The organism is Pantoea dispersa, from assembly GCF_019890955.1.
Classification (GTDB): domain Bacteria; phylum Pseudomonadota; class Gammaproteobacteria; order Enterobacterales; family Enterobacteriaceae; genus Pantoea; species Pantoea dispersa.
The window spans coordinates 1,347,521-1,373,024 of sequence record NZ_CP082346.1 but is presented as its reverse complement, the minus strand read 5'-3'; the positions used below and the strand labels follow the sequence as shown (position 1 = coordinate 1,373,024).

Here is a 25,504-nt window from a genome sequence, read left to right as displayed (position 1 = left end):
CCTTACTGCGCGTTGTACAGAATCACTGCGGCAGTGGCCAGCAGATTCAATAACGTCAACGGCAGACATACTTTCCAGCCGAACGACAGCACCTGGTCATAGCGTGGACGCGGCAGCGCAGCACGAATCAGGATAAACATCACCATAAAGAACGCCGTTTTCAGGGCGAACCAGATGAACGGCGGCAGGAACGGACCGTGCCAGCCACCGAAGAACAGGGTGACGATCAGTGCCGATACGGTAGTAATGGCCACGTACTCACCGACAAAGAACAGGCCGAACTTCATCCCGGCATATTCGATGTGGTAACCGTCGGCCAGCTCCTGTTCCGCTTCCGGCTGGTCAAACGGATGACGGTGGCACACCGCGACGCCGGCAATACAGAAGGTCACGAAGCCAAAGAACTGCGGGATGATGTTCCACAGGTGCGTCTGGCTCTCAACGATGGCGTTCAGGTTAAAGGAACCCGCCTGCGCCACCACGCCCATCAGCGACAGGCCGAGGAACACTTCGTAGCTCAGGGTCTGCGCGGAGGCACGCATTGCACCGAGCAGCGAGTATTTGTTGTTACTCGACCAGCCCGCGAACAGTACGGCGTATACCGCCAGACCCGCCATCATCAGGAAGAACAGCAGACCGATGTTCAGGTCGGTGACCATCCAGCTCGGCGAAACCGGCACAATCGCAAACGCCAGCAGCAGCGAAACGAAGGCGATGACCGGTGCCAGGGTAAAGATGAAGCGATCGGTAAACGGCGGAACCCAGTCCTCTTTAAAGAACATTTTGATCATGTCCGCCGCCAGCTGCAGCGAGCCGCCCCAGCCTACGCGGTTCGGTCCATAACGGTTCTGCCACAGGCCGAGCAGACGACGCTCGGCAAAGCTCATGAAGGCACCACAGGCCACCACCACCAACAGGATGACAATGGCTTTCACCACCTGCAGGATGATGTCAATAACGTCCGGTGTCAGCCAGCTCATTGCGCTGCCTCCTGCAGTTTGTCAATTTGCGCACCCGCGAGGAACGGCGGTACACCCGGCATGCCGAGCGGCAGACCCACCTGCCCCACCTGCAGTGCCGCAGAGAAGCGCACCGGCAGACGCAGCGTTTCACCGGCGCAAACCAGTTCCACGGACGCACCGTTATTAACGCCCAGCTTCTCAGCATCTGCCGGGTTGATCACCAGCGTGGCCGGCGCCATGCGTTTCTGGAAGGTTGGCGAGCGCTGAGTCATCTCTTCACTACCAAACAGCTGATAGTAAGGTGCCACGCGATACTGACTGCCGCCCACGAAGCGTGCCGGAACCTGGCTGAACCAGTCCAGTGCACTTTCGCTGGCTTCAAACAGACGCACGCCCGGATCGCCATGACGCAGTTTACCGCCCACTTCCGCCTGGAACTTGTTCCACGCCTGCGGTGAGTTCCAGCCTGGTGCCCAGGCAAAAGGAATCTGCGAACGCGGTGCCGACGGCTGGTTGTTACCTTCCATGGAGAAGGCAAACATGGTGTCTTTATCCTGCGGCTGACGCGGTTCGTGCACACTGATGTTGGCGCGCGCGGCGGTACGGCCACTGGCACGATGCGGTGAACGCGCCAGTTTCTGGCCACGAATACGGAAGCTGGCGTCCGGCGCCGCGTCCTTAATCCCTTTCAGCTGCGGCAGCGCCACAATCGCGGCATCAATCACGTGATCGAGCTGCGTCCAGTCAATCTGGCGGCTCTCGACAGCGCTGTGCAGCGAATGCAGCCAGCGCCAGCTCTCCAGCATCACCACGCTATCGTCGTAATAGGCCGGATCGTAAACCTGGAAGAAGCGCTGGGCGCGACCTTCATGGTTGATGGAGGTGCCGTCGCTCTCGGCAAAGCTGGCGGTGGAGAGTACCAGACCGGCTTTCTCCAGCGTGGCCGTGCGTTGATGGTCAACCACAATCACGTGCGCGGTGTTATGCAGGGCTGCATCGACGGTGGCTTTCGGTGCGTGACGATAGAGATCGTTCTCCAGCACCACCAGCGCTTCCGCTTCGCCTTTGTCCAGCTGCTCCAGCGCGCTGTCCAGCGACTGGCCGCCCATCAGGCCGAGACCAAAGCTGTTGGCCGCGCCGGCGAGGAAGGTGATACCCACGTCAGCACCGCGCGCTTTCAGCGCTTTAGCTACGTTGGCTGCCGCTTCAATCATTGCCGTGCTGCCCGAGTGGGTGCCGGAAATGATCAACGGTTTTTTCGCGCCGGCCAGCGCCTGAACCACCACGTCCAGCTTGCCGTTCAGGCTGCTGTCAAAGTCGCTAACCGCCGGTGCGCTGTCATCCAGCGCGTGCGCGATGGCGAAGCCCAGGCGTGCCTGATCTTCCACCGGTGCACGATAGCTCCACGCGGCGATATCATCGAGACGGGTTTCATCAACGTTAGTGACAAACAGCGGATGTTTGGCATGCTGACCAATGTTGAGGATGGCGGCGATCTGCCAGTCCGCAACTTTTTGAGCGGCGGCCATTTCGCGAGCTTTGCCTTTAACGGCCTGACGCACCGACAGCGCCACGCGGGCACCGACCTGAGTCAAGTCTTCACCCAGCACCAGCACGGCGTCATAGCTTTCAATTTCACGCAGCGATGGCGTGTAAATGCCGCCCTGCTGCAGCACTTTCAGCATCAGCTCAACCCGCGCCTGCTCAGCTGCCGGCATACCGGTTGAGAAGTTTTCCGCGCCCACCAGTTCGCGCAGCGCGAAGTTGCTTTCAATACTGGCGCGAGGTGAACCGATACCGATCACCTTCTTCGCCTGACGCAGGATATCCGCGGCGGCATTTACCGCCTGTTCTGCGTTCAGCGTGATCCGGTCAGTGCCGCGCAGCTGTTCCGGATGACGCGGACGGTCTTTACGGTTCACGTAGCCATAGCCGAAACGGCCACGGTCGCACAGGAAGTAGTGGTTTACCGAGCCGTTGTAGCGGTTTTCGATACGACGCAGCTTGCCATAGCGTTCGCCCGGGCTGGTGTTACAACCCACGCTGCACTGCTGGCAGATGCTCGGCGCAAACTGCATATCCCACTTACGGTTATAGCGTTCAGAGTGGGTTTTATCGGTGAACACGCCGGTCGGGCAGATTTCTACCAGGTTACCGGAGAATTCGCTCTCCAGCGTGCCATCTTCCGGACGGCCAAAGTAGACGTTGTCATGCGCGCCGTACACGCCAAGATCTTTGCCATCGGCGTAATCTTTGTAGTAGCGCACGCAGCGGTAACAGGCGATACAGCGGTTCATCTCATGCGAGATAAACGGCCCGAGATCCTGATTCTGATGGGTACGCTTGGTAAAACGGTAGCGACGGAAGCTGTGTCCCGTCATTACCGTCATATCCTGCAGGTGACAGTTACCGCCCTCTTCGCACACCGGACAGTCGTGCGGGTGGTTGGTCATCAGCCACTCCACCACGCTTTCACGAAACTCTTTCGCTTCGCCATCGTCGATGGAGATAAAGGTGCCGTCAGACGCAGGCGTCATGCAGGACATGACGAGGCGCCCACGGGTATCTTCGGCATTCTGGAATTGCTTCACCGCGCACTGGCGGCAGGCTCCCACGCTTCCCAGCGCCGGATGCCAGCAAAAATAAGGAATATCAAGGCCCAGAGACAGACACGCCTGCAGCAGGTTGTCCGCTCCGTTCACATCATATTCTTTACCGTCTACATGGATTGTAGCCATAGTGAACATGCTTCCGTAAGGCTCGTCCGCAGACGAGCGTTAAACATCTAATTCCTGCCCCGCAGCCTCAGGCCCGGGCGATTCCGTGTACGACGGCGGCTTACCAGCGCGCTTTCAGCAGGTTAGGCTGAATCCCGCCAATCGCGCGGGTATTGCCAAACACCTGCGGCGCAATGCCGGCTTCAAACTCGTCACGGAAATATTTAATCGCGCTCTGCAGTGGCTCAACGGCACCCGGTGCGTGGGCGCAGAACGTCTTGCCCGGACCGAGCTGGCGGCACAGCTGCAGCAGGGTTTCGATATCCCCCGGCTGGCCTTTTTTCTGCTCCAGCGCACGCAGGATCTTCACGCTCCACGGCAGACCGTCACGGCACGGCGTACACCAGCCGCAGGACTCGCGCGCAAAGAACTCTTCGAGGTTGCGTACCAGCGACACCATATTGATTTCGTGGTCGACCGCCATCGCCAGCGCGGTACCCAGACGGCTGCCGGCTTTGCCGATGCTGGCAAATTCCATCGGTAGGTCGAGGTGCTGCTCGGTCAGGAAGTCGGTACCGGCTCCGCCCGGCTGCCAGGCTTTGAACTTCAGGCCATCGCGCATTCCGCCGGCATAATCCTCGAGGATTTCACGCGCGGTGGTACCAAACGGCAGCTCCCACACGCCCGGATTTTTCACCCGGCCGGAGAAGCCCATCATCTTGGTGCCAGTGTCTTCGCTGCTGGAGATGTTTTTGTACCACTCCACGCCATTCAGGAAGATCGCCGGCACGTTGGACAGCGTCTCAACGTTGTTGACGCAGGTCGGTTTGCCCCAGACGCCGGCACTGGCCGGGAACGGCGGCTTGGAACGCGGGTTAGCGCGGCGCCCTTCCAGCGAGTTGATCAGCGCGGTCTCTTCGCCACAGATATAGCGGCCCGCACCGGTGTGAACAAACAGCTCGAAATCGAAGCCGGTACCAAGAATGTTTTTGCCGAGATAGCCCGCGGCAGTAGCTTCGGCAATGGCACGACGCAGGTTTTCCGCGGCTTCGATGTATTCACCGCGCAGGAAGATGTAGCCACGGTAGGCTTTCAGCGCAAACGCACTGATCAGCATGCCTTCCACCAGCTGGTGCGGCAACTGCTCCATCAGCAGGCGGTCTTTATAGGTGCCAGGTTCCATCTCATCGGCGTTACACAGCAGGTAACGGATGTTCATGGATTCATCTTTGGGCATCAGGCTCCACTTCAGGCCGGTGCTGAAGCCCGCACCGCCGCGCCCTTTCAGGCCGGAATCCTTCACTGCAGCGACGATCTCGTCCTGGCTCATGCCCTTCAGCGCTTTATCGGCGCCAACGTAGCCGTTTTTACTGCGGTATTCATCGAACCATACTGGCTGTTTGTCGTCACGCAGACGCCAGGTCAGCGGATGGGTTTCCGCAGTACGAATGATCTGTTTAATGGTCATTGATACTGCTCCAGCAGGTTGGCGATGCCTTCCGGCGTCAGGTGAACGTGGGTATCTTCATCCACCATCATGGTCGGGCCTTTGTCACAGTTGCCGAGGCAGCAGGTTGGCAGCAGCGTAAAGCGGCCATCCGGCGTGGTTTGTCCTGGCTTAATGTTCAGGTTCTGCTCCAGCGCCGCCTGAATGCCCTGGTAACCGGTGATGTGGCACACCACGCTGTCGCAGTAGCGAATCACGTGGCGGCCAACCGGCGTACGGTAGATCTGGCTGTAAAACGTCGCCACACCTTCTACGTCGCTGGCCGGAATGCCCAGCACCTCAGCAATCGCGTTAATGGCACCGTCTGGCACCCAGCCGCGCTGCTTCTGCACGATCTTCAGCGCTTCAATCGACGCCGCGCGCGCATCTTCGTAGTGATGTTTTTCATGCTCAATAGCGTGGTGCTCGGCCTCGCTCAGCACAAAGACCTCAGTCGGGTCGATGGTTTGAATGGCAATTTTTTGATCGTGCATAATTAGCGGTCCACGTCTGACATAACAAAATCGATACTACCGAGGTACACGATCAGGTCGGATACCAGGCTGCCGCGGATCACCGAAGGGATCTGCTGCAGATGCGGGAAGCTCGGCGTACGCACGCGGGTGCGGTAGCTCATGGTGCTGCCATCGCTGGTCAGGTAGTAGCTGTTGATCCCTTTCGTCGCTTCAATCATCTGGAATGATTCGTTGGCCGGCATTACCGGGCCCCACGAAACCTGCAGGAAGTGGGTGATCAGGGTTTCAATGTGCTGCAGCGTGCGCTCTTTCGGTGGCGGCGTGGTCAGCGGATGATCGGCCTTAAATGGCCCTTCCGGCATGTTTTTCAGGCACTGCTCAAGGATACGCAGCGACTGCCACATCTCTTCCATCTTCAGCTGCACGCGGGTGTAAGCGTCGCTGATACCGGCGCCGACCGGCACCTCGAAGTCGAAGTTTTCATAGCCGGAGTAGGGACGCCATTTACGCACGTCGAAGTCCAGACCGGTAGCGCGCAGACCGGCACCGGTGGTGCCCCACGCCAGCGCTTCGTCCATGTTATAGGCGGCCACGCCCTGCGAACGGCCCATCAGCACGGTGTTGCGCAGCGCAGCTTTGTCGTACTCTTTCAGACGCTTCGGCATCCAGTCGAGGAACTCGCGCAGCAGACGTTCCCAGCCTTTCGGCAGATCGTGCGCCACACCGCCGATGCGGAACCACGCCGGGTGCATACGGAAACCGGTGATCGCTTCCACCACGTCATAGATTTTCTGACGGTCGGTAAAGGCAAAGAACACCGGTGTCATGGCACCGACGTCCTGAATAAAGGTGGAGATGTACAGCAGGTGGCTGTTGATACGGAACAGCTCTGACAGCATCACGCGAATCACATTCACGCGATCCGGTACGGTGATGCCCGCCAGCTTTTCCACCGCCAGTACGTACGGCATTTCGTTTACGCAACCGCCGAGGTACTCGATACGGTCGGTATACGGAATATAGCTGTGCCAGGACTGACGCTCACCCATCTTCTCCGCGCCGCGATGGTGGTAACCCACGTCCGGAACGCAGTCGACGATCTCTTCGCCATCCAGCTGCAGAATGATGCGGAACGCACCGTGCGCTGAAGGGTGGTTCGGACCGAGGTTGAGGAACATGAAGTCCTCATTGGTGGTGCCACGCTTCATGCCCCAGTCTTCCGGCTTGAAGGTCAGTGACTCCATCTCCAGATCTTCTTTCTGCTTAGTCAGCGTGAAAGGATCGAACTCGGTAGCGCGCGCCGGGTAGTCTTTACGCAGCGGGTGCCCTTCCCAGGTCTGCGGCATCATGATGCGCGTCAGGTGCGGGTGGCCGTTGAAGGTGATACCAAACATCTCCCAGGTTTCGCGCTCATACCAGTTGGCGTTAGCGAAAATTTTGGTGATGGTGGGCACATTCAGATCGTTTTCAGACAGCGCCACCTTGAGCATGATGTCGCGGTTGCGTTCAATCGACAGCAGGTGATAGAAAACGGAAAAATCCGCGGCGGGCAGACCGGCGCGGTGGGTACGTAAACGCTCATCGAAACCGTGCAGGTCATAGAGCATGACGTACGGCTTCGGCAGCTTACGCAGGAATTCAATGATTTCCAGTAGCTGTTCACGCTTCACCCAGACGACCGGAATGCCGGTGCGGGTGGCCTGAACGGTAAAGGCATCCGGCCCAAAACGGTTACGCAGCTCGCCGATCACCGGATCATCCAGGTGATCCCGGGTTTGCCATGCAGGCTGAGCGAGATCTTGCGTGGTTAAATCTGTCATACGTTACTCACCATTCCGGCCTGTAATCAGGCACTCAAAAGAAGGCGTCAGGATGGCGGCACACACTACGTTGTCATTATCTGCTGCGGCCGTGGCTCCATCCGTGTACGGGGTGCTTAAACTTCGTCTGGGGTTCTCAGGTTGGTGACGGCAATACGCTCACCACGCTTTCTTTCACGCTCAGACTGCATATTGGCGCGATACACGCCCTGATCGCCAACCACCCACGAGAGCGGACGACGTTCTTTGCCGATGGACTCACGCAGCAGCAGCAGCGCCTGCATGTAAGCTTCCGGACGTGGCGGACAACCCGGGATATACACATCAACCGGCAGGAATTTATCGACACCCTGCACCACCGAATAGATGTCATACATACCGCCGGAATTGGCGCAGGCCCCCATCGAAATCACCCATTTCGGTTCCAGCATCTGGTCATACAAACGCTGAATCACCGGTGCCATTTTGGTAAACGGCGTACCGGCGATCACCATAAAGTCAGCCTGACGTGGCGAGGCGCGCATTACTTCCGCACCGAAACGCGCCACATCATGTACTGCGGTGAATGACGTGGTCATTTCCACGTAGCAACAGGAAAGGCCGAAGTTATACGGCCAGAGAGAGTTTTTACGACCCCAGTTCACCATGTCATGCAGGGCGTGCTCAAGCTTGCCCATATAGACGCTGCGATGAACGTGCTGCTCCAGAGGATCGGTAACAATCTCCTGTTTCTGCAGGGGATAACGGTCGTTATCGCCCCCGTTCGGGTCTACGCGTGTCAGCGTGTAGTCCATCTTATTGCCTCGCTTTTACTGCTTATGAGGGTTGGTGTGACTGTGGCTGACCGGGCTCGATTTGACGACTACGCGACGACGCGCAGGCGCCCAATCCAGCGCACCGATGCGCACCAGATAAACCAGGCCTGCCAGGAGCACCAAAATGAAAATTGCGGCTTCGACAAAGCCGACCCAGCCGCTTTCGCGGATGGAGGTCGACCATGCGTATAGATAGAGGGCTTCGACGTCGAAAATGACGAAAAACATCGCAACCAGATAGAATTTTGCCGAAAGGCGGATATGGGTATCACCGACGGATTCGATACCGGATTCAAACGGCGTGTCTTTGTGGCGCGCGCGTGCACGTCCACCTAACAACCAGCCACCGGTTAACATAAAGGCACACAGGCCAAACGCGATAACAATGAAAACAATAAACGCCCAGTGATGAGCGATGACTTCTGTGGTTGTTGACATACTCTTTGCTTACTCATCAAAAGTGGCGATGGCATCCTGCACTGTCGCAGCAAACACACCACATCGATTCAAGGGAAGGATAAAAAACCTTATAAACTTTGCTGTCTTTATCAATTAAGCAGCAATTTTATGGGGTTTTTTACTCCTTTCTATAACCTTTTGTCAACTTTGACAAAAGTATCCAAACATTAATTTACACCCGCATCATATTATTAACATATGCACCCCTGAGCGCCAGCTAAATCGCTTCAGTTTGTACGGTTAATTTCAGTGTAGCGGGTATTCACATGCATGGATCGTGCATTTAACAATCATAGTTTGACAGGTCTTGCGCGGATTTCCCCCCCCTTATCGGGGGTATTTTTTTGATCCAGAACACATATTGACGTTTTTTGCTGGAAAAACCGGCAGGCGGTCTGGCGACAGGCAGAGATAAAGTTGGCACGAAATGATAAATAAATTCCGCGCAGGATGAAAATGAAACACATTTCACTTTTCAGGAAGTTAGTGAAATTATCAGATGCTAATCGTGCTAAAAAAGCGGAAATAACCGCCATAAAAAAAGCCTTAGCTGATTTTCATCAGGCTAAGGCTCTTTTCTCTAACTTTTAACAATTATCTGGCATGCCGGTTGTGACGGATTACCAGTAACGGTCAACCTTACTCTTCATCATCCAGCAGCAGCGTACCGTCCGGATTCGCGCTCAGATTGTAAGGATCGTTAGTGGACTGCATCGCGTTGAAGATGGCCAGCGCCAGCTCATTATCGCTGTCCGGATTACGGCACAGCAAATATTGCGTATCCGGCAGCACCGGCAGGCCTTCTGCCGCCCCCATCACGCGCAGCTCCGGGCTCATCATTTCAACCGGACGCGCGGTGACACCCAGCCCCGCTTTTACCGCCGCACGTACCGCCGCCAGCGTGGAAGCCACGTAGGAGATACGCCACGGGATACCCGCTTCGTTGAGATGATCGATCGCCATGTCACGGTACGGGCTTGGCTCATCCAGCAGCACCAGCGGAATGGCTTCACCACGCTGGAAAATATAGTCTGCCGCGCAGTACCACAGCGTTGGCGAGGTTCGCAGCACCTGGTAGGTGAAGTTACCCGGACTGGATGTGGTCACCACCAGATCCACTTCGCCCTGGTTCAGCATCTCCATCATAAACGGATTACGCTTCACGCGGACGTCGATTGCCAGTTTCGGATACACTGACGTTACGCGGTTAAGCAGAAACGGCAGAATGGTATCAGAGGTATCGTCAGACGCGCCAATCGTCAGCACGCCCTGGATATTGCTGTACATTAAAGAAGTGCAGGCTTCATCGTTGAAACGCAGGATCTTCCTGGCGTAGCCAAGCAGCTGAATGCCATGCTCAGTCAGCAATTTGTTACGTCCATGTCTGGCAAACAGCTCTTTACCTACCAATTGTTCCAGACGTTGCATCTGCTGGCTTACGGCTGATTGCGTTCTGCATACTGCTGCAGCGGCGGCTGCAAAGGTATTCAGGTCAGCAACGGCGACAAAAGTACGCAGCAGATCGAGGTCGAGATTCAGTATCGGACGATTTGCATTAGTCATGTTATTTCTTCACTTATAAGATTTTTTGAAACTACTACCCTGGTGTATTACCATACTTATCAAAGAGATAAGTGGTAATGGTGCTTAATGATCGCCCTGTGTGAAGGCGCTCATGAAAAAATCGAGTCAGGCGGATGCCGACGAACACATCACCGCAAAACGGGCAATGGCGTCGTAAAAGTCAGAACAACTTCCTGGGCCAGGGACGTCAGTAGAACGTTGCTGGAAGCTGTGTAGTTGCCTGGTTTCCCGCCAAACTGTCCTGCGGGGCAAAAAGGAGTAACATCTTGTTATGCTGATGCGAAGCGATAAAGTGCATCAAATAATAAATTATACTTAATCATTTTTACGCTATAAATGGAAATGTTTTTGTTCAAAACATCGTAATTTTTGACCAAAAGCCATTTCCGGCACATCCTGCCACAACGCTGCTGATTTTTTAACCCGCCTGGTTCTTAAACTGAATGATAAGCGTTAAAGTGACAGCGTAAATGCTATTTAAGCCGCTGCCACGCGGTTTTATCCCCGGCTGACGGGGCCTGGTTTCAACCGCTTCGCAAAGCAAATAACCATCGTCATCGCCTCATGCCAGATAGTGCTTAATCATTGCTGCACATTTTTTCGGCATCTAACAAGATTCCTTTAACTATTTCATCAAGTCGCTAACCATTCATAAGACCGCAGTTAAATGAAAAATTGCTGAATGGCGCGGCGCGCGGCTGGATATCCCTGTTTACAGGCGACCCGATCAGCGCACGCATTTAATGTTGACTCCTGCCATTTTAATAGATAATTAAACCAGTTTTAATAGTTAAAAATGCGTTTCGCGCCACTGAATCCGGCAAAGCCTGGCTATCGCGCCAAAACCCAGCGCTGCCCTTCTTTTGTTACGGTGAGAGGAGTAAATTGAGCAGGTTTGATTTTAGTGGCAGGTTAAAAGGACTCTGCCCATTAAGGCGGTAACGATGAATTTTCAAATTGATAAATCCGGCAAGCTGGAAAATGTCTGTTACGACATTCGTGGCCCGGTACTGAAAGAAGCTAAACGTCTCGAAGAAGAAGGCAACAAAGTTCTCAAACTCAACATCGGCAACCCTGCCCCGTTTGGTTTTGAAGCCCCTGATGAAATCCTGGTAGACGTGATTCGTAACCTACCGAGCGCGCAAGGCTATTGCGACTCGAAAGGTCTCTATTCAGCACGTAAAGCCATCATGCAGCACTACCAGGCGCGCGACATGCGCGACGTTACGGTAGAAGATATCTATATTGGCAACGGTGTGTCTGAACTGATCGTGCAGGCGATGCAGGCGCTGCTGAACAGCGGCGATGAGATGCTGGTGCCCGCGCCAGATTATCCGCTGTGGACGGCGGCGGTTTCGCTGTCGAGCGGCAAAGCGGTGCACTATCTGTGCGACGAATCCGCGGGCTGGTTCCCGGATCTGGATGATATTCGCAGCAAAATCACGCCGCGTACCCGCGGGATCGTGATCATCAACCCCAACAACCCGACCGGTGCGGTGTACAGCAAAGAGCTGCTGCTGGAGATTGTGGAGATCGCCCGCCAGCATAACCTGATCATCTTCGCCGACGAGATCTACGACAAGATTCTGTATGACGAAGCCCAGCATCATTCGATTGCCGCGCTGGCACCGGACCTGCTGACCGTGACCTTCAATGGGCTGTCCAAAACCTACCGCGTGGCGGGTTTCCGCCAGGGCTGGATGGTGCTGAACGGACCGAAAAAGCACGCTAAAGGCTATATCGAAGGTCTGGAGATGCTGGCCTCGATGCGTCTGTGCGCTAACGTGCCAGCGCAGCATGCCATACAGACTGCGCTGGGCGGTTATCAGAGCATCAGCGAGTTTATCGCGCCGGGTGGACGGCTGTTCGAGCAGCGCCAGCGCGCCTGGGAACTGATCAACGATATTCCCGGCGTCAGCTGCGTAAAGCCGCAGGGCGCGCTGTATATGTTCCCGCGCATCGATGCGAAGAAATTCAACATCATGGACGACCAGAAAATGGTGCTGGATTTCCTGCTGCAGGAAAAAGTGCTGCTGGTGCAGGGCACCGCCTTTAACTGGCCGTGGCCGGATCACGTGCGCATCGTTACCCTGCCGCGCGTGGACGACCTCGAGATGGCGATCAACAAGTTTGGTCGCTTCCTGCAAGGCTATCGCCAGTAATCTGTGACGCGTATACTGTTTGACTTTCGGGGAGCCGCACAAGCTCCCCGCCGTGCAACAGGAACCGTCCATGACCCGTAGCCACTTTTTCGCCCACCTCTCCCGCCTGAAACTCATCAACCGCTGGCCGCTGATGCGCAATGTGCGCACGGAAAATGTCTCCGAGCACAGTCTGCAGGTCGCCATGGTGGCGCACGCGCTGGCCATCATCAAAAACAAAAAATTTAACGGCAATCTGAATGCCGATCGCATCGCCATGCTGGCGCTGTATCACGATGCCAGCGAAGTGCTGACCGGCGATTTGCCCACGCCGGTAAAGTATTACAACGCGCAGATTGCCCATGAATACAAGAAGATCGAAAAGATTGCGCAGCACAAGCTGATTGAGATGCTGCCGCCTGAGTTGCAGGACGCGTATCGTCCGTTGCTGGATGAGCACCTGCATAGCGAGAGCGAGCAGGCGGTGGTAAAACAGGCTGATGCGCTGTGCGCCTACCTCAAGTGCCTTGAAGAATTGTCGGCCGGTAACAACGAGTTTCTGCTGGCCAAAGCTCGTCTGGAGAAGACGCTGGCGCAGCGGCGATCGCCGGAGATGGATTACTTCGTTGAAGTCTTCATCCCCAGCTTCAGCCTGTCGCTGGATGAAATTTCTCAGGATACGCCGCTGTAACCTGCGCCACTCAGCGTGGGCTGTTTCAGGCGCACATCGTCACGCTGAAATAACCGTCCGGCTGTTTACTGATGTGCAGCGGCTGCAGATTTTCCACCTGCAGCGCCACTTCGCTCAGGCGCGGCGCATCGGCCGGCGGATTGACCGCCACCACGGCGCTGCCCGCTTCCAGCCCGGCGATAATGCCCGCCGGTGCATCTTCCACCACCACGCATTCTGGCGCAGAAAGCCCGAGCCGCTCAGCACCCAGCAAATAAGGTTCAGGGTTGGGCTTACCGAATTTAATGTCCTCGGCGGTAATAAACACCTCCGGCAGCGGTAAACCGGCCGCTTTGTGACGGGCATGCGCCACCGGGATCGATCCCGAGGTCACAATCGCCCAGGGAATGTCGAGTGCGTTCAGGGTGGCCAGCAACGCGTGGGCACCGGCAATCGCCTGCACGCCTGCCGTGTCTTCTGCTTCCAGCTGCTCCAGCCAGCGAAATTCGGCCTGGATCGCCGCTTCAGACTGGCCCGCCATAAAGTGGCGCAGCGAATTGATCGCCGGTTTGCCGTGAATGTAGTCCAGCACCTGCTGCGCGGCCAGGCCGTGGCGCGCGCCCCAGCGTGACCAGGCGCGATTCACGGCCGGCAGTGAATCCACCAGCGTCCCGTCTAAATCAAACAGAAAACCCCTGTACTTCACACGTTGCTCCTTATTCAGGCATTGAGGATTTGCGCGATCTCATTCTCGCTGAGGTGATACTGACGCGGACAAGTGTGCCACACCGCCAGCATGCGTTGGTATTTTTCCCACATAGGAGTTTGCGCATTGAAACCGTGGGTGCCGGAATCGAAATGGGTATAGCGCCCTTCCACGTTAACCATAAAGCGTACGTAGCCGAGGTAACGCGCTTCGGTGGCCGCGTCGAAGCCGAGAAACGCCAGGCGACGCTCTTCAATGTTGCACGGCGCTTTGTGATTGGACCAGGAAACATGCAGCGCATGATGCATTTCCATAATGTCGATCAGCGTACGGCAGGTCGCCTCGCTCAGTTCGCCGAACTCTTTGTCCAGCTCGCGCAATTGCAGTCCATAGCCGCGTTCAATAATGGTCTGATAGCGGCGATAGCGCTCGGCGTTATCCGGCTCAAGCATCGCCATCATCTGGTATTGATTAGAAAGAATCAGTCGCTGTGCATGGGTCATTTCCATGGTTTACTCCCGGGCCGCAGGGCCGCTTAAGATTTAAACAATGCAGAAATGATTACACAACGAAAGCGATGCGTGTATGTCCGCATCACTATTCTTTGATTTGAACCGGGATTGGGCGCAAATTCTCTGGCAGAGAAAAGCGCCATTTGATCAAAGATCGTCGAGGAAAGTACGGTCGAGCTGCTTAAAAGCACGCTTGAGCACATCCGCCAGCGCCTGGTAAGTCGGCTTGCCGTCAACGGGGGCGATAGCCTGTCCGGCCTCTTCCAGTTTGGCGCGCACTTCATGGAACCAGTGCAGCAGCGTTGGCGGCAGCGGCGTGACGGAACGTTTACCCAGCCACCATAATCCCTGCATCGGCAGGCTACAGGCAAACAGCGCGGTGGCAATCGCCGGACCGAGCTGCCCGCCGAGCGCGATTTGCCACGTCAGCGTAAAAATGGCCAGCGGTGGCATAAAGCGAATCGCAAAGCGGGTTGCCGTCACCACACGGTTCTCAGGAAACACCGGCGCCAGACGTTTGTCGGCGGGCCAGGTTTTCATGTAGTGCTGGCCGCGCTGAAATAAGCCGAACCAGCCTGGATTGCCTGCGTCATTCGCCATGGTAGACCTCAACTATTACTGCAACATTTAAAAAAATTTCATAACTACACAACTTTACGTGACATCCTTCAAAAGATTTTGTCTTTGCGGGTCACAGTGGGTATTCTGACGCCGTTTTTGCAACATTACCGGAAGCCGCAGCGCAATAAAAGAGCGCGCTGGAGCCATGTTTCGCTTCGTGGATTTCAAAAATCTGCGTAAAATTACCGAAATTTTTTGCGTGTCGTTTCTTTTTTGACTAGCGCATGATGTTAATCATTAATCTACCAGCTTTCATAGGCTACGCTGTTAGTCTGATTGCGTTATTTTTAGCCACTATTTAACAAAATAGGTACTTCCATGTCGACGAAGTTAGTACTGGTCCTCAACTGCGGCAGCTCCTCTCTTAAGTTTGCCATTCTCAATCCAGCCAGCGGTGACGAATACCTTTCCGGTCTGGCGGAGTGTTTCCACCTGCCGGAAGCGCGCATCAAGTGGAAACTGGACGGCAGCAAACAGGAAGCCCCGCTCGGCGCGGGCGCAGCGCACAGCGAAGCGCTGAACTTCATCGTTAAAACTATTCTGGCACAAAAACCAGAGCTTTCGGCACAAATCGCTGCAATCGGCCATCGTATCGTTCACGGCGGCGAGCAGCTGACGCAATCGGTGGTGATTGACGAGTCCGTCATTCAGGGCATCAAAGACGCGTCATCCTTCGCGCCACTGCACAATCCGGCGCACCTGCTCGGTATCAACGAAGCGATGAAAAACTTCCCGCACCTGTCGGATAAAAATGTCGCCGTTTTCGACACCGCCTTCCATCAGACTATGCCGGAAGAGTCCTATCTCTATGCCCTGCCGTACAACCTGTATAAAGAGCACGGCGTGCGCCGCTACGGCGCGCACGGCACCAGTCACTACTATGTGACGCAGGAAGCCGCCAAAATGCTGAACAAGCCGGTCAGCGAGCTGAACATCATCACCTGCCATCTCGGCAACGGCGGTTCTGTTGCGGCCATCCGTAACGGCCAGTGCGTAGATACCTCAATGGGTCTGACGCCGCTGGAAGGTCTGGTGATGGGCACCCGCAGCGGTGACATCGATCCGGCTATCGTCTTCTTCCTGCACGATACGCTGGGCATGAGCGTGGATGCGATCAACAAACTGCTGACCAAAGAGTCCGGCCTGCTCGGCCTGACCGAAGTCACCAGCGACTGCCGTTACGTAGAAGACAACTACGCCACCAAAGACGATGCCAAACGCGCGATGGATGTGTTCTGTCACCGCCTGGCGAAGTACATCGGCAGCTACACCGCGCTGATGGAAGGCCGTCTGGATGCGGTGGTGTTTACTGGCGGTATCGGTGAAAACGCGGCGATGGTACGTGAGCTGGCGCTGGACAAACTGGGTCTGCTTGGCTTCGAGGTTGACCACGAGCGCAACCTGGCTGCACGCTTCGGCAAGTCCGGCTTCATCAATAAAGAGGGGACCCGCCCGGCGGTGGTGATTCCAACCAATGAAGAGTGGGTCATCGCCCAGGACGCCGCGCGCCTCACCGCGTAATGTTTCTCTCCGTCAGCTTCGGCTGACGGTGTTGTTTTTGACACCCTGTAACACCGCGAGGTTTCTATAGTGTCACGTACAATTATGCTTATTCCTACCGGCACCAGCGTCGGCCTGACCAGCGTCAGCCTTGGGGTGATTCGTGCCATGGAGCGCAAAGGCGTGCGCCTGAGCGTGTTCAAACCGATCGCCCAGCCGCGCGCCGGCGGCGATGCGCCAGATCAGACCACCACCATCATTCGCAAAAACTCCGCTATTCCGGCCGCGGTTCCGCTGCCGATGTCCCGCGTTGAGTCGCTGCTGGGTTCTAACCAGCAGGATGTGCTGATGGAAGAGATCATCGCCAACTACCACGCCAACGCCAAAGATGCGGAAGTGGTGCTGGTGGAAGGCCTGGTTCCGACGCGCAAACATCAGTTTGCCTCGGCGCTGAACTATGAAATTGCCAAAACGCTGAACGCGGAAATTGTCTTCGTCATGTCGCTGGGTAACGACTCGCCGGCACAGCTGAAAGAGCGCATCGAACTGACGCAGAGCAGCTTCGGCGGCAGCAAAAACAAAAACATCACCGGCGTCATCATCAACAAACTCAACGCGCCGGTGGATGAGCAGGGCCGTACCCGTCCGGATCTGTCAGAAATTTTCGACGACTCCTCGAAAGCCAGCATCGCCAACATCGATCCTAAGCAGCTGTTCGCTAACAGCCCGCTGCCGGTGCTGGGCTGCGTGCCGTGGAGCTTTGATCTGATCGCGACGCGCGCCATTGATATGTGCCGCCATCTCAACGCGGAGATCATCAACGAAGGTGAAATCCACACGCGTCGCGTCAAATCCGTCACCTTCTGCGCGCGCAGCATCCCGCATATGCTGGAGCACTTCCGTCCGGGCTCGCTGCTGGTGACCTCAGCCGACCGTCCTGACGTGCTGGTGGCGGCCTGTCTGGCGGCGATGAACGGCATCGAAATTGGTGCAGTGCTGCTGACCGGCGGCTATCAGATTGAAGCGCCGATCGCCCGTCTGTGCGAACGCGCCTTCCAGACCGGCCTGCCGGTGTTCATGGTAAAAACCAACACCTGGCAAACCTCACTCAGCCTGCAGAGCTTTAACCTGGAAGTGCCGGCTGACGACACGCAGCGCATTGAAAAAGTGCAGGAGTATGTGGCCGGCTTTATCAATGCAGACTGGGTTGAATCACTGACCGCCACATCCGAACGCAGCCGTCGTCTGTCACCGCCGGCATTCCGTTATCAGCTCACCGAACTGGCGCGTAAAGCCGGCAAGCGCATCGTCCTGCCGGAAGGTGACGAACCGCGCACCGTTAAAGCGGCGGCGATTTGTGCCGAGCGCGGCATCGCCACCTGTGTGCTGCTGGGCAATCCGGATGAGATTCAGCGCGTGGCCGCAGCGCAGGGCGTTGAGCTCGGCAAAGGCATTGAAATTGTCGATCCGCAGGTGGTGCGTGACAACTACGTGCCGCGCCTGGTTGAGCTGCGTAAGAGCAAAGGCATGACCGAAGTGGTCGCGCAGGAGCAGCTGGAAGATAACGTGGTGCTGGGCACCATGATGCTGGAAAGCGGCGAAGTTGACGGTCTGGTCTCGGGCGCGGTTCACACCACCGCCAACACCATTCGTCCGCCGTTGCAGCTGATCAAAACCGCGCCGAACAGCTCGCTGGTCTCCTCAGTGTTCTTCATGCTGCTGCCAGAACAGGTGCTGGTGTACGGTGACTGCGCCATCAACCCGGATCCTAATCCGGAACAGCTGGCCGAGATCGCGATTCAGTCTGCCGACTCCGCCAAAGCCTTCGGCATCGATCCACGCGTAGCGATGATCTCCTACTCTACCGGTAACTCCGGTGCCGGTAGCGACGTAGAGAAAGTGCGTGAAGCAACGCGCATTGCGCAGGAAAAACGTCCGGATCTGGTGATCGACGGCCCGCTGCAGTACGACGCCGCGATCATGGAAGACGTCGCCAAGTCTAAAGCGCCGAACTCAGCGGTGGCCGGACGTGCGACGGTATTTATCTTCCCGGATCTCAACACCGGTAACACCACTTACAAAGCGGTGCAGCGTTCTGCCGACCTGATCTCCATCGGGCCGATGCTGCAGGGCATGCGCAAACCGGTTAACGACCTGTCACGCGGTGCGCTGGTCGATGATATCGTCTACACCATTGCGCTGACGGCGATTCAGTCGCAGCAGGCTGAAGGCTAATCCCCTTCCCCGCTCCGCATCAGCACGCCCGCCCGGGCGTGCTTTTTTTTATCCTGCGCCACAACCCTGCCCGTATAAACGCACTGGCAAAATCCCGCCTGCGCGCTAACACTGATTACACTCTCCCGCGACTTACGAGGTCAGCAATGAGCAACAGTGATGTGCACAGCCGTCGGTTACAGGCCACGCCGCGTGGTGTGGGCGTGATGTGTGATTTCTTTGCGGCGAAAGCCGAAAACGCCACGCTGTGGGACCAGCAGGGGCGCGAATATATTGATTTCGCCGCCGGCATTGCGGTGCTCAATACAGGACACCGGCATCCCAAAGTGCTGGCGGCGGTACAGCAGCAGCTGACGTGCTTCACCCATACCGCGTTTCAAATCGTGCCGTATGAGAACTACATTCACCTTGCGGAGCGTCTGAATGGGCTGGTGCCGATTGAAGGCGCCGTGAAAACCACCTTCTTCTCTACCGGCGCCGAGGCGGTTGAGAACGCGGTGAAAATCGCGCGCGCAGCCACCGGCCGCCCGGGGATAATCGCCTTCAGCGGCGCGTTCCACGGTCGCACCAATATGACCATGGCGCTGACCGGCAAAGTGCTGCCTTACAAAACCGGCTTCGGTCCGTTTGCCAGCCCGGTGTTTCACGCGCGTTACCCCAATGCGCTGCATAACGTCAGCGTGCACGATGCGCTCGACAGTCTGGAGACGATTTTCCGCAGCGATATCGCGCCACAGCAGGTGGCGGCCATCATCTTTGAACCGGTTCAGGGCGAAGGCGGCTTCTATGTCGCGCCGCCAGAATTTGTGACGGCGCTGCGCCAGCTGTGCGATCGCCACGGCATCCTGCTGATCGCCGATGAAGTACAGAGCGGTTTTGCGCGCACCGGCAGGCTGTTTGCCAGTGAATATTATGAGGTGCAGCCGGATCTGATCACGCTGGCGAAAAGTCTGGCAGGCGGGTTTCCGCTGTCGGCGGTGAGCGGCCGGGCCGCGGTGATGGATGCACCGGAGCCGGGCGGTCTGGGCGGCACTTATGCCGGCCATCCGCCGGCAATTGCCGCCGCGCATGCGGTGCTGGATATTATCAGTGAGGAAAACTTGTGCGAGCGTGCGCAATGGCTCGGTACGCAGCTGGCGGAAGCGTTGAACGGCGCCGGATGCCGTGCGCTGGCCGAGGTACGCGGTTATGGCTCGATGATGGCGGCGGAATTCCATGACGCCAGCGGCCGGCCCTCGGCGGAGATCGCCAAAGCGATTCAGCAGCAGGCGCTGGCCGAAGGATTGATTCTGCTGACCTGCGGCGTGCACAGCAACGTGATCCGCTTTCTTTATCCGCTAACCATTCCGGACGCCCAGTTCAGTACGGCGCTGAACATTCTCACCCGTATTCTCAGCCAGCATTAAACACAAAAGGCACCCTTAGGGTGCCTTAATGCGGAAGCGCAGGAATCAGGCTTCGCTGCTTTGCTTACTGCGCACCGCGTCACTGTTGCGGCTCAGCCACAGCGACAGGGCTTTGAGTGAATCATCGGTGAATTCATCACAGCGGGCGGTGATCTCTTCCGGCGTCATCCAGAACACTTCATCCACTTCCTCTTCCTGCATGGCAAACGGACCGTGCGACACGCAGCTGAACAGTCCACCCCATACGCGGCAGTGCTGATCTTCGAAGTAGAATTTGCCGTGCTCGGCGAACGGGACATCAGCGATGCCGAGCTCCTCTTCCGCTTCACGACGGGCGGATTCCAGCAGGTCTTCACCGCTTTGCACTACGCCGCCCGCAGTGGCATCCAGCATACCCGGCATGAAATCTTTACTCTCGGTACGGCGTTGCACCAGAATCTTGCCCATGCCGTCGTGCACCACAATATAGGTAGCGCGATGGCGCAGACATTGCGCACGCATCTGCGCACGGCTGGCCTGCGCAATCACTTCGTTTTCTTCGCTAACGATATCCACCCACTCGATACCGTCACCTGCCGTTTGATCCACCATCCGGTAACCCTTTCTCTGTTTTCGGCGTGCCCAGCACGCGCCTGTTTGCGATGCTTTATTAGAATGAGCGCTAAGGTAAAGCGTTCTTTTCGCCGCCGCAAGGTTTTAGCGTGCTTTACCCGACTCGGCCAGCCACAGCTGCACTGAGGCGCGCTGCCACTGGAATTCTGCATAGTGCTGCAGCTTCACCGGCAGCGGATCGCCGTGCAGCGCCAGCCGGTTAATCATCACCGCCAGGTCGGTGTCGGCAATCGACCACTCGCCAAACAGGTTCTGTTGGCCGTCCGGCAGCAGGCGCTGCACCGCGGCAATCAGTTTACTGGCGGCCTGTTCGCCAGCGGGCGTGAGCGGAGCAAAGCGTTCAGCAGCAAACAGCACTTCGGTAGGTCGCTCCGTGCGCAGCGCCAGTAAATCGCTGCGCAGCCATGCCTGCACTTCGCGCGCGTGAGCACGTTTTTCGCGATCGCGCGGATAGAGGCGCTCAAACTCCGGCGCCGGAAAACGCTCTTCGAGATATTCGGCGATGGCCGAGGATTCATTCAGGCTGACATCATCAATTTGCAGCGTGGGCACACGGCAGGTCAGCGACAGGCCGCGGTATTCGTCGTCAAGCTGTACATTGCGCGACAGGTCAACGCGCCTGACAGTAAAGGGAATGCCCTTCTCGGTAAGCGCAACATAAACTGACATGGCATACGGGCTAAAAAAACAGGAATCGGACCACAAGGTAATGGCGGGATAGTTCATCAGCTGCCTCGGCTAAGCGTCAGGTGTGCATCATGTTTACCGATTTTTGCCGGCTAAGGCAATGGCGCGCTGGTCCGATGTTTTGCCGCAGGACCACGGCAAACTGGCGGTTTTTCATCATAAGCGTAAGCGCTGTCACGCCGCAGCGGCACTTCTCTTCTATGCTCAATTCAGAGCAGATAATTAATGACAGGGAGACTAAACATGCACCTGCTAATTACCGGTGGTACCGGCTTGATCGGTCGCCATTTAATTCCGCGCCTGCTGCAGCTGGGCCATCAGGTGAATGTGGTAACGCGTGACGTGGCGGCCGCGCGGGAAAAACTCGATGCGCGCGTGATGCTGTGGTCGGGCATTAACCAGCAGTCCGATCTCAATGCTATTGACGGCGTCATCAATCTGGCGGGAGAACCGATTGCCGACAAGCGCTGGACCGAGCAGCAGAAGCAGCGCCTGTGCGAAAGCCGCTGGCAAATCACTGAACAGATCGTCTCGCTGATCCACGCCAGCAGCAATCCGCCGCGCCTGTTGATTTCCGGCTCGGCTACCGGCTTTTATGGTGATACCGGCGATGTGGTGGTGACCGAGGACGATCCGGGCCACGAGGAGTTTACTCACACCCTGTGCGCCCGCTGGGAGCAGCTGGCGCTGAAGGCGCAAAGCGAGCGCACCCGCGTGTGCCTGCTGCGCACCGGCGTGGTGCTGGCGCGCGAAGGTGGCGCGCTGAGCAAAATGAAGCTGCCGTTCAAACTTGGCGTCGGCGGACCGATTGGCAGCGGCAAACAGTACCTGCCATGGATCCATGTGGACGATCTGGTCAACGCCATCCTGTGGTTGATCGATAACGATCAGTTGCAGGGCCCGTTCAACATGGTGGCGCCTTACGCGGTGCGCAACGAGCAGTTCGCCGCCACGCTGGGCGAGGTGATGCACCGTCCGGCCTTTATGCGCACCCCGGCCAGCGCCATCAAACTGATGATGGGAGAATCCGCCGTGCTGGTGCTGGGCGGGCAGCACGTGCTGCCGAAGCGGCTGGAGGAGTCCGGCTTCGGTTTCCGCTGGTACGATTTGCAGGAAGCGCTGCAGGATGTCGCCGGCTGACGCACCTCCGCTCAGGCTTACCGCGGCGCCACGGCGGGCGTGAGGCAAAGCTGCTGCAGAAAACGCGCCGTCAACGGTCGGGTATCCTGCCTGCGCCAGACGGCATATAGCACGATCTCCAGCGCCAGATCGGGTAGCGGCATCAGCACAACGTTATCCGGAACGATGCGCGCCAGGCTGTGCTGGATCAGGGTGAAACCCAGCCCGGCTTCGACACAGGCAAGGGCCGCCAGCGGACCATTCACTTCAAAACGAATATCCGGCTGGAAGCCGGCGCGCTGGCAGGCTGCCAGCAATCGCGCCCGCGCGGCAGGGTTGAGATTTTCCTGGTCGGCAATCCACGCCCGGCCGTGCAAATCAGCCGCCACGGGCGCGGTCAGCGCACTGGATGCCGGCATCGCCAGCAGCACCGGTTCGGTCGCGATCTTCTTATGCACAAAATCCGCGTCGTCGTGCGGCAGCGTATGCACAATGGCAATATCGATCGCCCCCGCCTCTAACCGGGCAATTTGCTGTGCAGAACGTAACGCATGCAGCCGGACATCAATGCCCGCCCCCGGTGCCAGCCGCGCCAGCGCCGCGGGCAGCAGGCGCGAGTGTATAGCCGCCTCCACATATCCTATATCCAGCCGCCCGACGTCACCCTGCTGCAGATGCTGCGCATACTCTTTTAGCCGTTCGTGATGCTGCAAAAAGGGCGTCACCTCGGTGAGAAAGCGCTTACCCTCGTCCGTCAGGCGCAGACGTTTCTTTTCACGGTGAAACAGCACCATGCCCAGTTCGCTTTCCAGCTGCTGAATTTGCCGGCTAAGCGGTGACGGCGAAATATGTAACCGTTCCGCAGCCTGACCAATATGCTCCAGCGCCGCGACAGTGGCAAAGGCGCGCAAAATTTTTATGTCCATGACAATCCGGGTCTCAACTCTGTCAAAAATGACACTGGTCACCTTAACGGTGTTAGCGTCATTATCGCGCTGACAGCCACTGACGCTGCATTATCATCGCGCTAATCCGCCGCGAAAATTGCCGCGTTATTTTGTTTAACGTGAACGAGTAAATTAGCGCACAGAGATCATTATGAGCCAGGCAATATTTTCATACACCATCGGGAAATATCAGGTCAGCGCCATCAGCGATGGCACCATGCAAGCCAGTCTGAGTTTATTAACGGATATCCACCACGACGATGCGGTCGATCTGCAACGCCAGGCAGGCATAGCACAGCCGGGCGACATCCATGTGTTTTGTTATCTGCTCCGCGGTCAGGGACGCGTGATTCTGGTGGATACCGGCATGGGAAAGCGCGATGCGCAGAGCGGCAAATTACTGCCTCATCTGCAGCTGGCCGGGGTAACGCCGGACGACATCGATACCCTGTTATTAACCCATGCGCACCCCGATCATATTGGCGGCTTGCTGGACAGCACGGGTCAGCCGGTCTTTCGCCATGCCCGGCTCTGCCTCAGCCACAGCGAAGCCGCCTTCTGGCAGGATGATGCGGCGATCAGCCAGCTGAGTGAACGCGCGCAGTTAAACGCGGCGCTGGTGCGGCGCACGCTGCAGGCTTATGGCCCGCGGCTGCAGCTAATGGCGGATGAGGAGATCAGCCCGGGAATCCGTGCGCTGGTGTTGCCCGGTCATACCCCGGGGCATTGCGGGTTTCGCATTGATTCAGACGGCGAGCATTTATTGATCTGGGGTGATATTGTGCATTACCCACCTGTTCAGCTGGCCTGCCCGCAGGTTTCCATTGCCTTCGATATCGATCCCGTCATGGCCAGAGAGACGCGCCAGCGTATTTTGCAGCAGGTGGCAGCGGAAAATACGGTGATTGCCGGCATGCATTTTGGCGCGTCTGGCTTTGCCAGAATCGTGGCGTTAGAGAACGGCGGTTATACGGCCAGCTATGTGTCAGCGAGTCACGATGGCGAAGCGGGTGAGCCATGACCGACTAACAGGCGGATTGAGGGTGACATTACACCTGATGCTCCGCCTGTTATCTCTTACGCCTGTTTCGGCTGGCCGTTCGACGCCGTCAGACCGCCATCGACCGGCAGGTTAACGCCGGTGATATAACGCGCGTCGTCGCTGGCGATGAAAGCAATCGCGCTGGCGATATCTTCCGGTTCACCGGCGCGGCCCAGCGGAATACGGTCATAGAAGCGTGCGAGCAGCGCCTCATCGTTTTTCATCTCTTCGGTGAGATCGGTAAAGGTAAAGCCCGGGCAAACGGCGTTAACGCGCACACCGTCGGTGCCATAATCCATCGCCAGCGCGCGGGTGAAATTAGTCACCGCGCCCTTGGCGGCGTTGTAGACACTCATGCCCCAGTCGCCGCCCAGTCCGGATACCGACGAGGTATTCACCACGTTGCCTTTACTGTTGAGCAGCGCGGGCATAAAGAAGTGGGTGCAGTAAAATACACCGTCGAGGTCAGTGCTCATCAGCGACTTCCAGTCCGCTATCGACACTTCGTGAATTTTGCCCTGCACGATGCTGCCGGCGTTATTCACCAGCACATCCACGCGCCCATACTGGCGCTGCACCTGCTCTGCCAGCTGTTTAACCTGATCCGCATCGCCGACGTCGCAGGGTGCCACCAGATGATTATCGCCGCTCAGCGTGCTCAGCACCTGTTCCAGCTTGTCACGGGTTCTGCCCACCAGCACCACCTGTGCGCCTTCACTGGCGAAACGCTGCGCCGCGGCGGCACCAATGCCGGATCCGGCTCCGGTAATCACCACCACTTTCTCTGCAAAGCGCGACATATTTCCTCCTGGTTATTTCGTGGTTGAAACGGTTAAGCCTGGCAGCCAGCGCGCTGAGTTCAAGCGAAGCCTGCAGATTTAACGTGGCGCTTAGTTCAGGAAATAACCGGCGGATTATCAAATAGTGCACTTTTTTGTACGGTTATTGGTCGCCACCCCCCAGCCCGTCTACAGTTAACATTCGCCA

The 25,504-nt window shown here is 57.1% G+C and carries 22 protein-coding genes and 1 pseudogene; 8 read left to right on the top strand and 15 right to left on the bottom strand.

The annotated features are described in order from the left end of the window. Window positions 1–2 precede the first annotated feature (2 nt). The 7 genes and pseudogenes from nuoH to K7H94_RS06285 all read right to left on the bottom strand — a co-directional run bounded on the left by nuoH (window position 3) and on the right by K7H94_RS06285 (window position 8,714). Window positions 3–980, bottom strand: coding sequence for an NADH-quinone oxidoreductase subunit NuoH (nuoH, locus tag K7H94_RS06315; protein WP_021509219.1), 978 nt, complete (start codon window positions 978–980; stop codon window positions 3–5). Then, window positions 977–3,700: an NADH-quinone oxidoreductase subunit NuoG gene (nuoG, locus tag K7H94_RS06310; protein ID WP_222951814.1), complete on the bottom strand. Its 2,724-nt coding sequence runs from the start codon at window positions 3,698–3,700 to the stop codon at window positions 977–979. Before nuoG ends, nuoH begins: the two co-directional genes overlap by 4 nt. 100 nt (window positions 3,701–3,800) lie before the next feature. Next, the gene (gene nuoF, locus K7H94_RS06305; RefSeq protein WP_031280037.1) at window positions 3,801–5,141 is read right to left on the bottom strand and encodes an NADH-quinone oxidoreductase subunit NuoF; all 1,341 of its coding nucleotides are present in this window, start codon (window positions 5,139–5,141) and stop codon (window positions 3,801–3,803) included. 2 nt (window positions 5,142–5,143) lie between these two features. Next, a pseudogene (nuoE, locus tag K7H94_RS06300) lies at window positions 5,144–5,687 on the bottom strand (NADH-quinone oxidoreductase subunit NuoE). Further along, window positions 5,662–7,461: an NADH-quinone oxidoreductase subunit C/D gene (gene nuoC / locus K7H94_RS06295; protein WP_031280036.1), complete on the bottom strand. Its 1,800-nt coding sequence runs from the start codon at window positions 7,459–7,461 to the stop codon at window positions 5,662–5,664. Before nuoC ends, nuoE begins: the two are co-directional and overlap by 26 nt. Before the next feature lie 116 nt (window positions 7,462–7,577). Continuing rightward, a complete protein-coding gene (locus K7H94_RS06290) occupies window positions 7,578–8,255 on the bottom strand; it encodes a NuoB/complex I 20 kDa subunit family protein (RefSeq protein ID WP_021509214.1) in 678 nt (225 codons plus the stop codon). A gap of 15 nt (window positions 8,256–8,270) precedes the next feature. Next, complete coding sequence (locus tag K7H94_RS06285) at window positions 8,271–8,714, bottom strand: NADH-quinone oxidoreductase subunit A (RefSeq protein ID WP_021509213.1); 444 nt, start codon at window positions 8,712–8,714, stop codon at window positions 8,271–8,273. A gap of 477 nt (window positions 8,715–9,191) precedes the next feature. Between K7H94_RS06285 and K7H94_RS23135 the strand changes: the two genes are divergently transcribed. Then, a complete protein-coding gene (locus K7H94_RS23135; protein WP_276523016.1) occupies window positions 9,192–9,326 on the top strand; it encodes a hypothetical protein in 135 nt (44 codons plus the stop codon). Between the two features lie 48 nt (window positions 9,327–9,374). Here the strand turns inward: K7H94_RS23135 and lrhA are convergent, their stop codons facing one another. Beyond that, the gene (lrhA, locus tag K7H94_RS06280; protein WP_021509211.1) at window positions 9,375–10,298 is read right to left on the bottom strand and encodes a transcriptional regulator LrhA; all 924 of its coding nucleotides are present in this window, start codon (window positions 10,296–10,298) and stop codon (window positions 9,375–9,377) included. A 965-nt stretch (window positions 10,299–11,263) separates the two neighbouring features. On the opposite strand from lrhA, the gene K7H94_RS06275 reads away from it, so the two are divergent. Both K7H94_RS06275 and yfbR read left to right on the top strand, forming a co-directional pair. Beyond that, window positions 11,264–12,481 (top strand): pyridoxal phosphate-dependent aminotransferase, encoded by a 1,218-nt coding sequence (locus K7H94_RS06275; RefSeq protein ID WP_021509208.1) that lies wholly within the window; start codon window positions 11,264–11,266, stop codon window positions 12,479–12,481. A gap of 70 nt (window positions 12,482–12,551) precedes the next feature. Further along, window positions 12,552–13,151 (top strand): 5'-deoxynucleotidase, encoded by a 600-nt coding sequence (yfbR, locus tag K7H94_RS06270; RefSeq protein ID WP_021509207.1) that lies wholly within the window; start codon window positions 12,552–12,554, stop codon window positions 13,149–13,151. A 25-nt stretch (window positions 13,152–13,176) separates the two neighbouring features. Here yfbR and K7H94_RS06265 read toward each other — a convergent pair whose 3' ends face one another. From K7H94_RS06265 to yfbV, 3 genes are all read right to left on the bottom strand, one after another. Beyond that, the gene (locus tag K7H94_RS06265; RefSeq protein WP_222951813.1) at window positions 13,177–13,836 is read right to left on the bottom strand and encodes a sugar phosphatase; all 660 of its coding nucleotides are present in this window, start codon (window positions 13,834–13,836) and stop codon (window positions 13,177–13,179) included. Window positions 13,837–13,850: 14 nt separating this feature from the next. Beyond that, window positions 13,851–14,345, bottom strand: coding sequence for a YfbU family protein (locus K7H94_RS06260; RefSeq protein ID WP_021509205.1), 495 nt, complete (start codon window positions 14,343–14,345; stop codon window positions 13,851–13,853). 150 nt (window positions 14,346–14,495) lie between these two features. Continuing rightward, window positions 14,496–14,948: a terminus macrodomain insulation protein YfbV gene (gene yfbV, locus K7H94_RS06255; protein WP_021509204.1), complete on the bottom strand. Its 453-nt coding sequence runs from the start codon at window positions 14,946–14,948 to the stop codon at window positions 14,496–14,498. Between the two features lie 339 nt (window positions 14,949–15,287). On the opposite strand from yfbV, the gene ackA reads away from it, so the two are divergent. The 3 genes from ackA (at window position 15,288) to K7H94_RS06240 (ending at window position 20,110) form a co-directional block, all read left to right on the top strand. After that, window positions 15,288–16,490, top strand: coding sequence for an acetate kinase (ackA, locus tag K7H94_RS06250; protein ID WP_222951812.1), 1,203 nt, complete (start codon window positions 15,288–15,290; stop codon window positions 16,488–16,490). A gap of 69 nt (window positions 16,491–16,559) precedes the next feature. Beyond that, on the top strand, window positions 16,560–18,704 hold the full coding sequence (gene pta, locus K7H94_RS06245; RefSeq protein ID WP_176428128.1) for a phosphate acetyltransferase: 2,145 nt from the start codon (window positions 16,560–16,562) through the stop codon (window positions 18,702–18,704). Between the two features lie 146 nt (window positions 18,705–18,850). Then, window positions 18,851–20,110, top strand: coding sequence for a 4-aminobutyrate--2-oxoglutarate transaminase (locus K7H94_RS06240; RefSeq protein WP_222951811.1), 1,260 nt, complete (start codon window positions 18,851–18,853; stop codon window positions 20,108–20,110). Window positions 20,111–20,155: 45 nt separating this feature from the next. Here K7H94_RS06240 and yfcD read toward each other — a convergent pair whose 3' ends face one another. Together yfcD and yfcF are read right to left on the bottom strand one after the other, a co-directional pair. Further along, window positions 20,156–20,701, bottom strand: coding sequence for an NUDIX hydrolase YfcD (yfcD, locus tag K7H94_RS06235; protein WP_021509200.1), 546 nt, complete (start codon window positions 20,699–20,701; stop codon window positions 20,156–20,158). Window positions 20,702–20,806: 105 nt separating this feature from the next. After that, entirely contained in the window at window positions 20,807–21,448 is a 642-nt protein-coding gene (gene yfcF, locus K7H94_RS06230; RefSeq protein WP_058780301.1) for a glutathione transferase, read from the bottom strand. Between the two features lie 204 nt (window positions 21,449–21,652). On the opposite strand from yfcF, the gene K7H94_RS06225 reads away from it, so the two are divergent. Next, the gene (locus K7H94_RS06225) at window positions 21,653–22,549 is read left to right on the top strand and encodes a TIGR01777 family oxidoreductase (RefSeq protein WP_058769906.1); all 897 of its coding nucleotides are present in this window, start codon (window positions 21,653–21,655) and stop codon (window positions 22,547–22,549) included. Between the two features lie 17 nt (window positions 22,550–22,566). On the opposite strand, the gene K7H94_RS06220 is transcribed toward K7H94_RS06225, so the two are convergent. Further along, entirely contained in the window at window positions 22,567–23,454 is an 888-nt protein-coding gene (locus tag K7H94_RS06220; RefSeq protein WP_222951810.1) for a LysR family transcriptional regulator, read from the bottom strand. Window positions 23,455–23,626: 172 nt separating this feature from the next. On the opposite strand from K7H94_RS06220, the gene K7H94_RS06215 reads away from it, so the two are divergent. Then, entirely contained in the window at window positions 23,627–24,496 is an 870-nt protein-coding gene (locus K7H94_RS06215; RefSeq protein WP_222951809.1) for an MBL fold metallo-hydrolase, read from the top strand. 56 nt (window positions 24,497–24,552) lie between these two features. Here the strand turns inward: K7H94_RS06215 and budC are convergent, their stop codons facing one another. Further along, window positions 24,553–25,317: a meso-2,3-butanediol dehydrogenase gene (budC, locus tag K7H94_RS06210; RefSeq protein ID WP_058758430.1), complete on the bottom strand. Its 765-nt coding sequence runs from the start codon at window positions 25,315–25,317 to the stop codon at window positions 24,553–24,555. Window positions 25,318–25,504 lie beyond the last annotated feature (187 nt).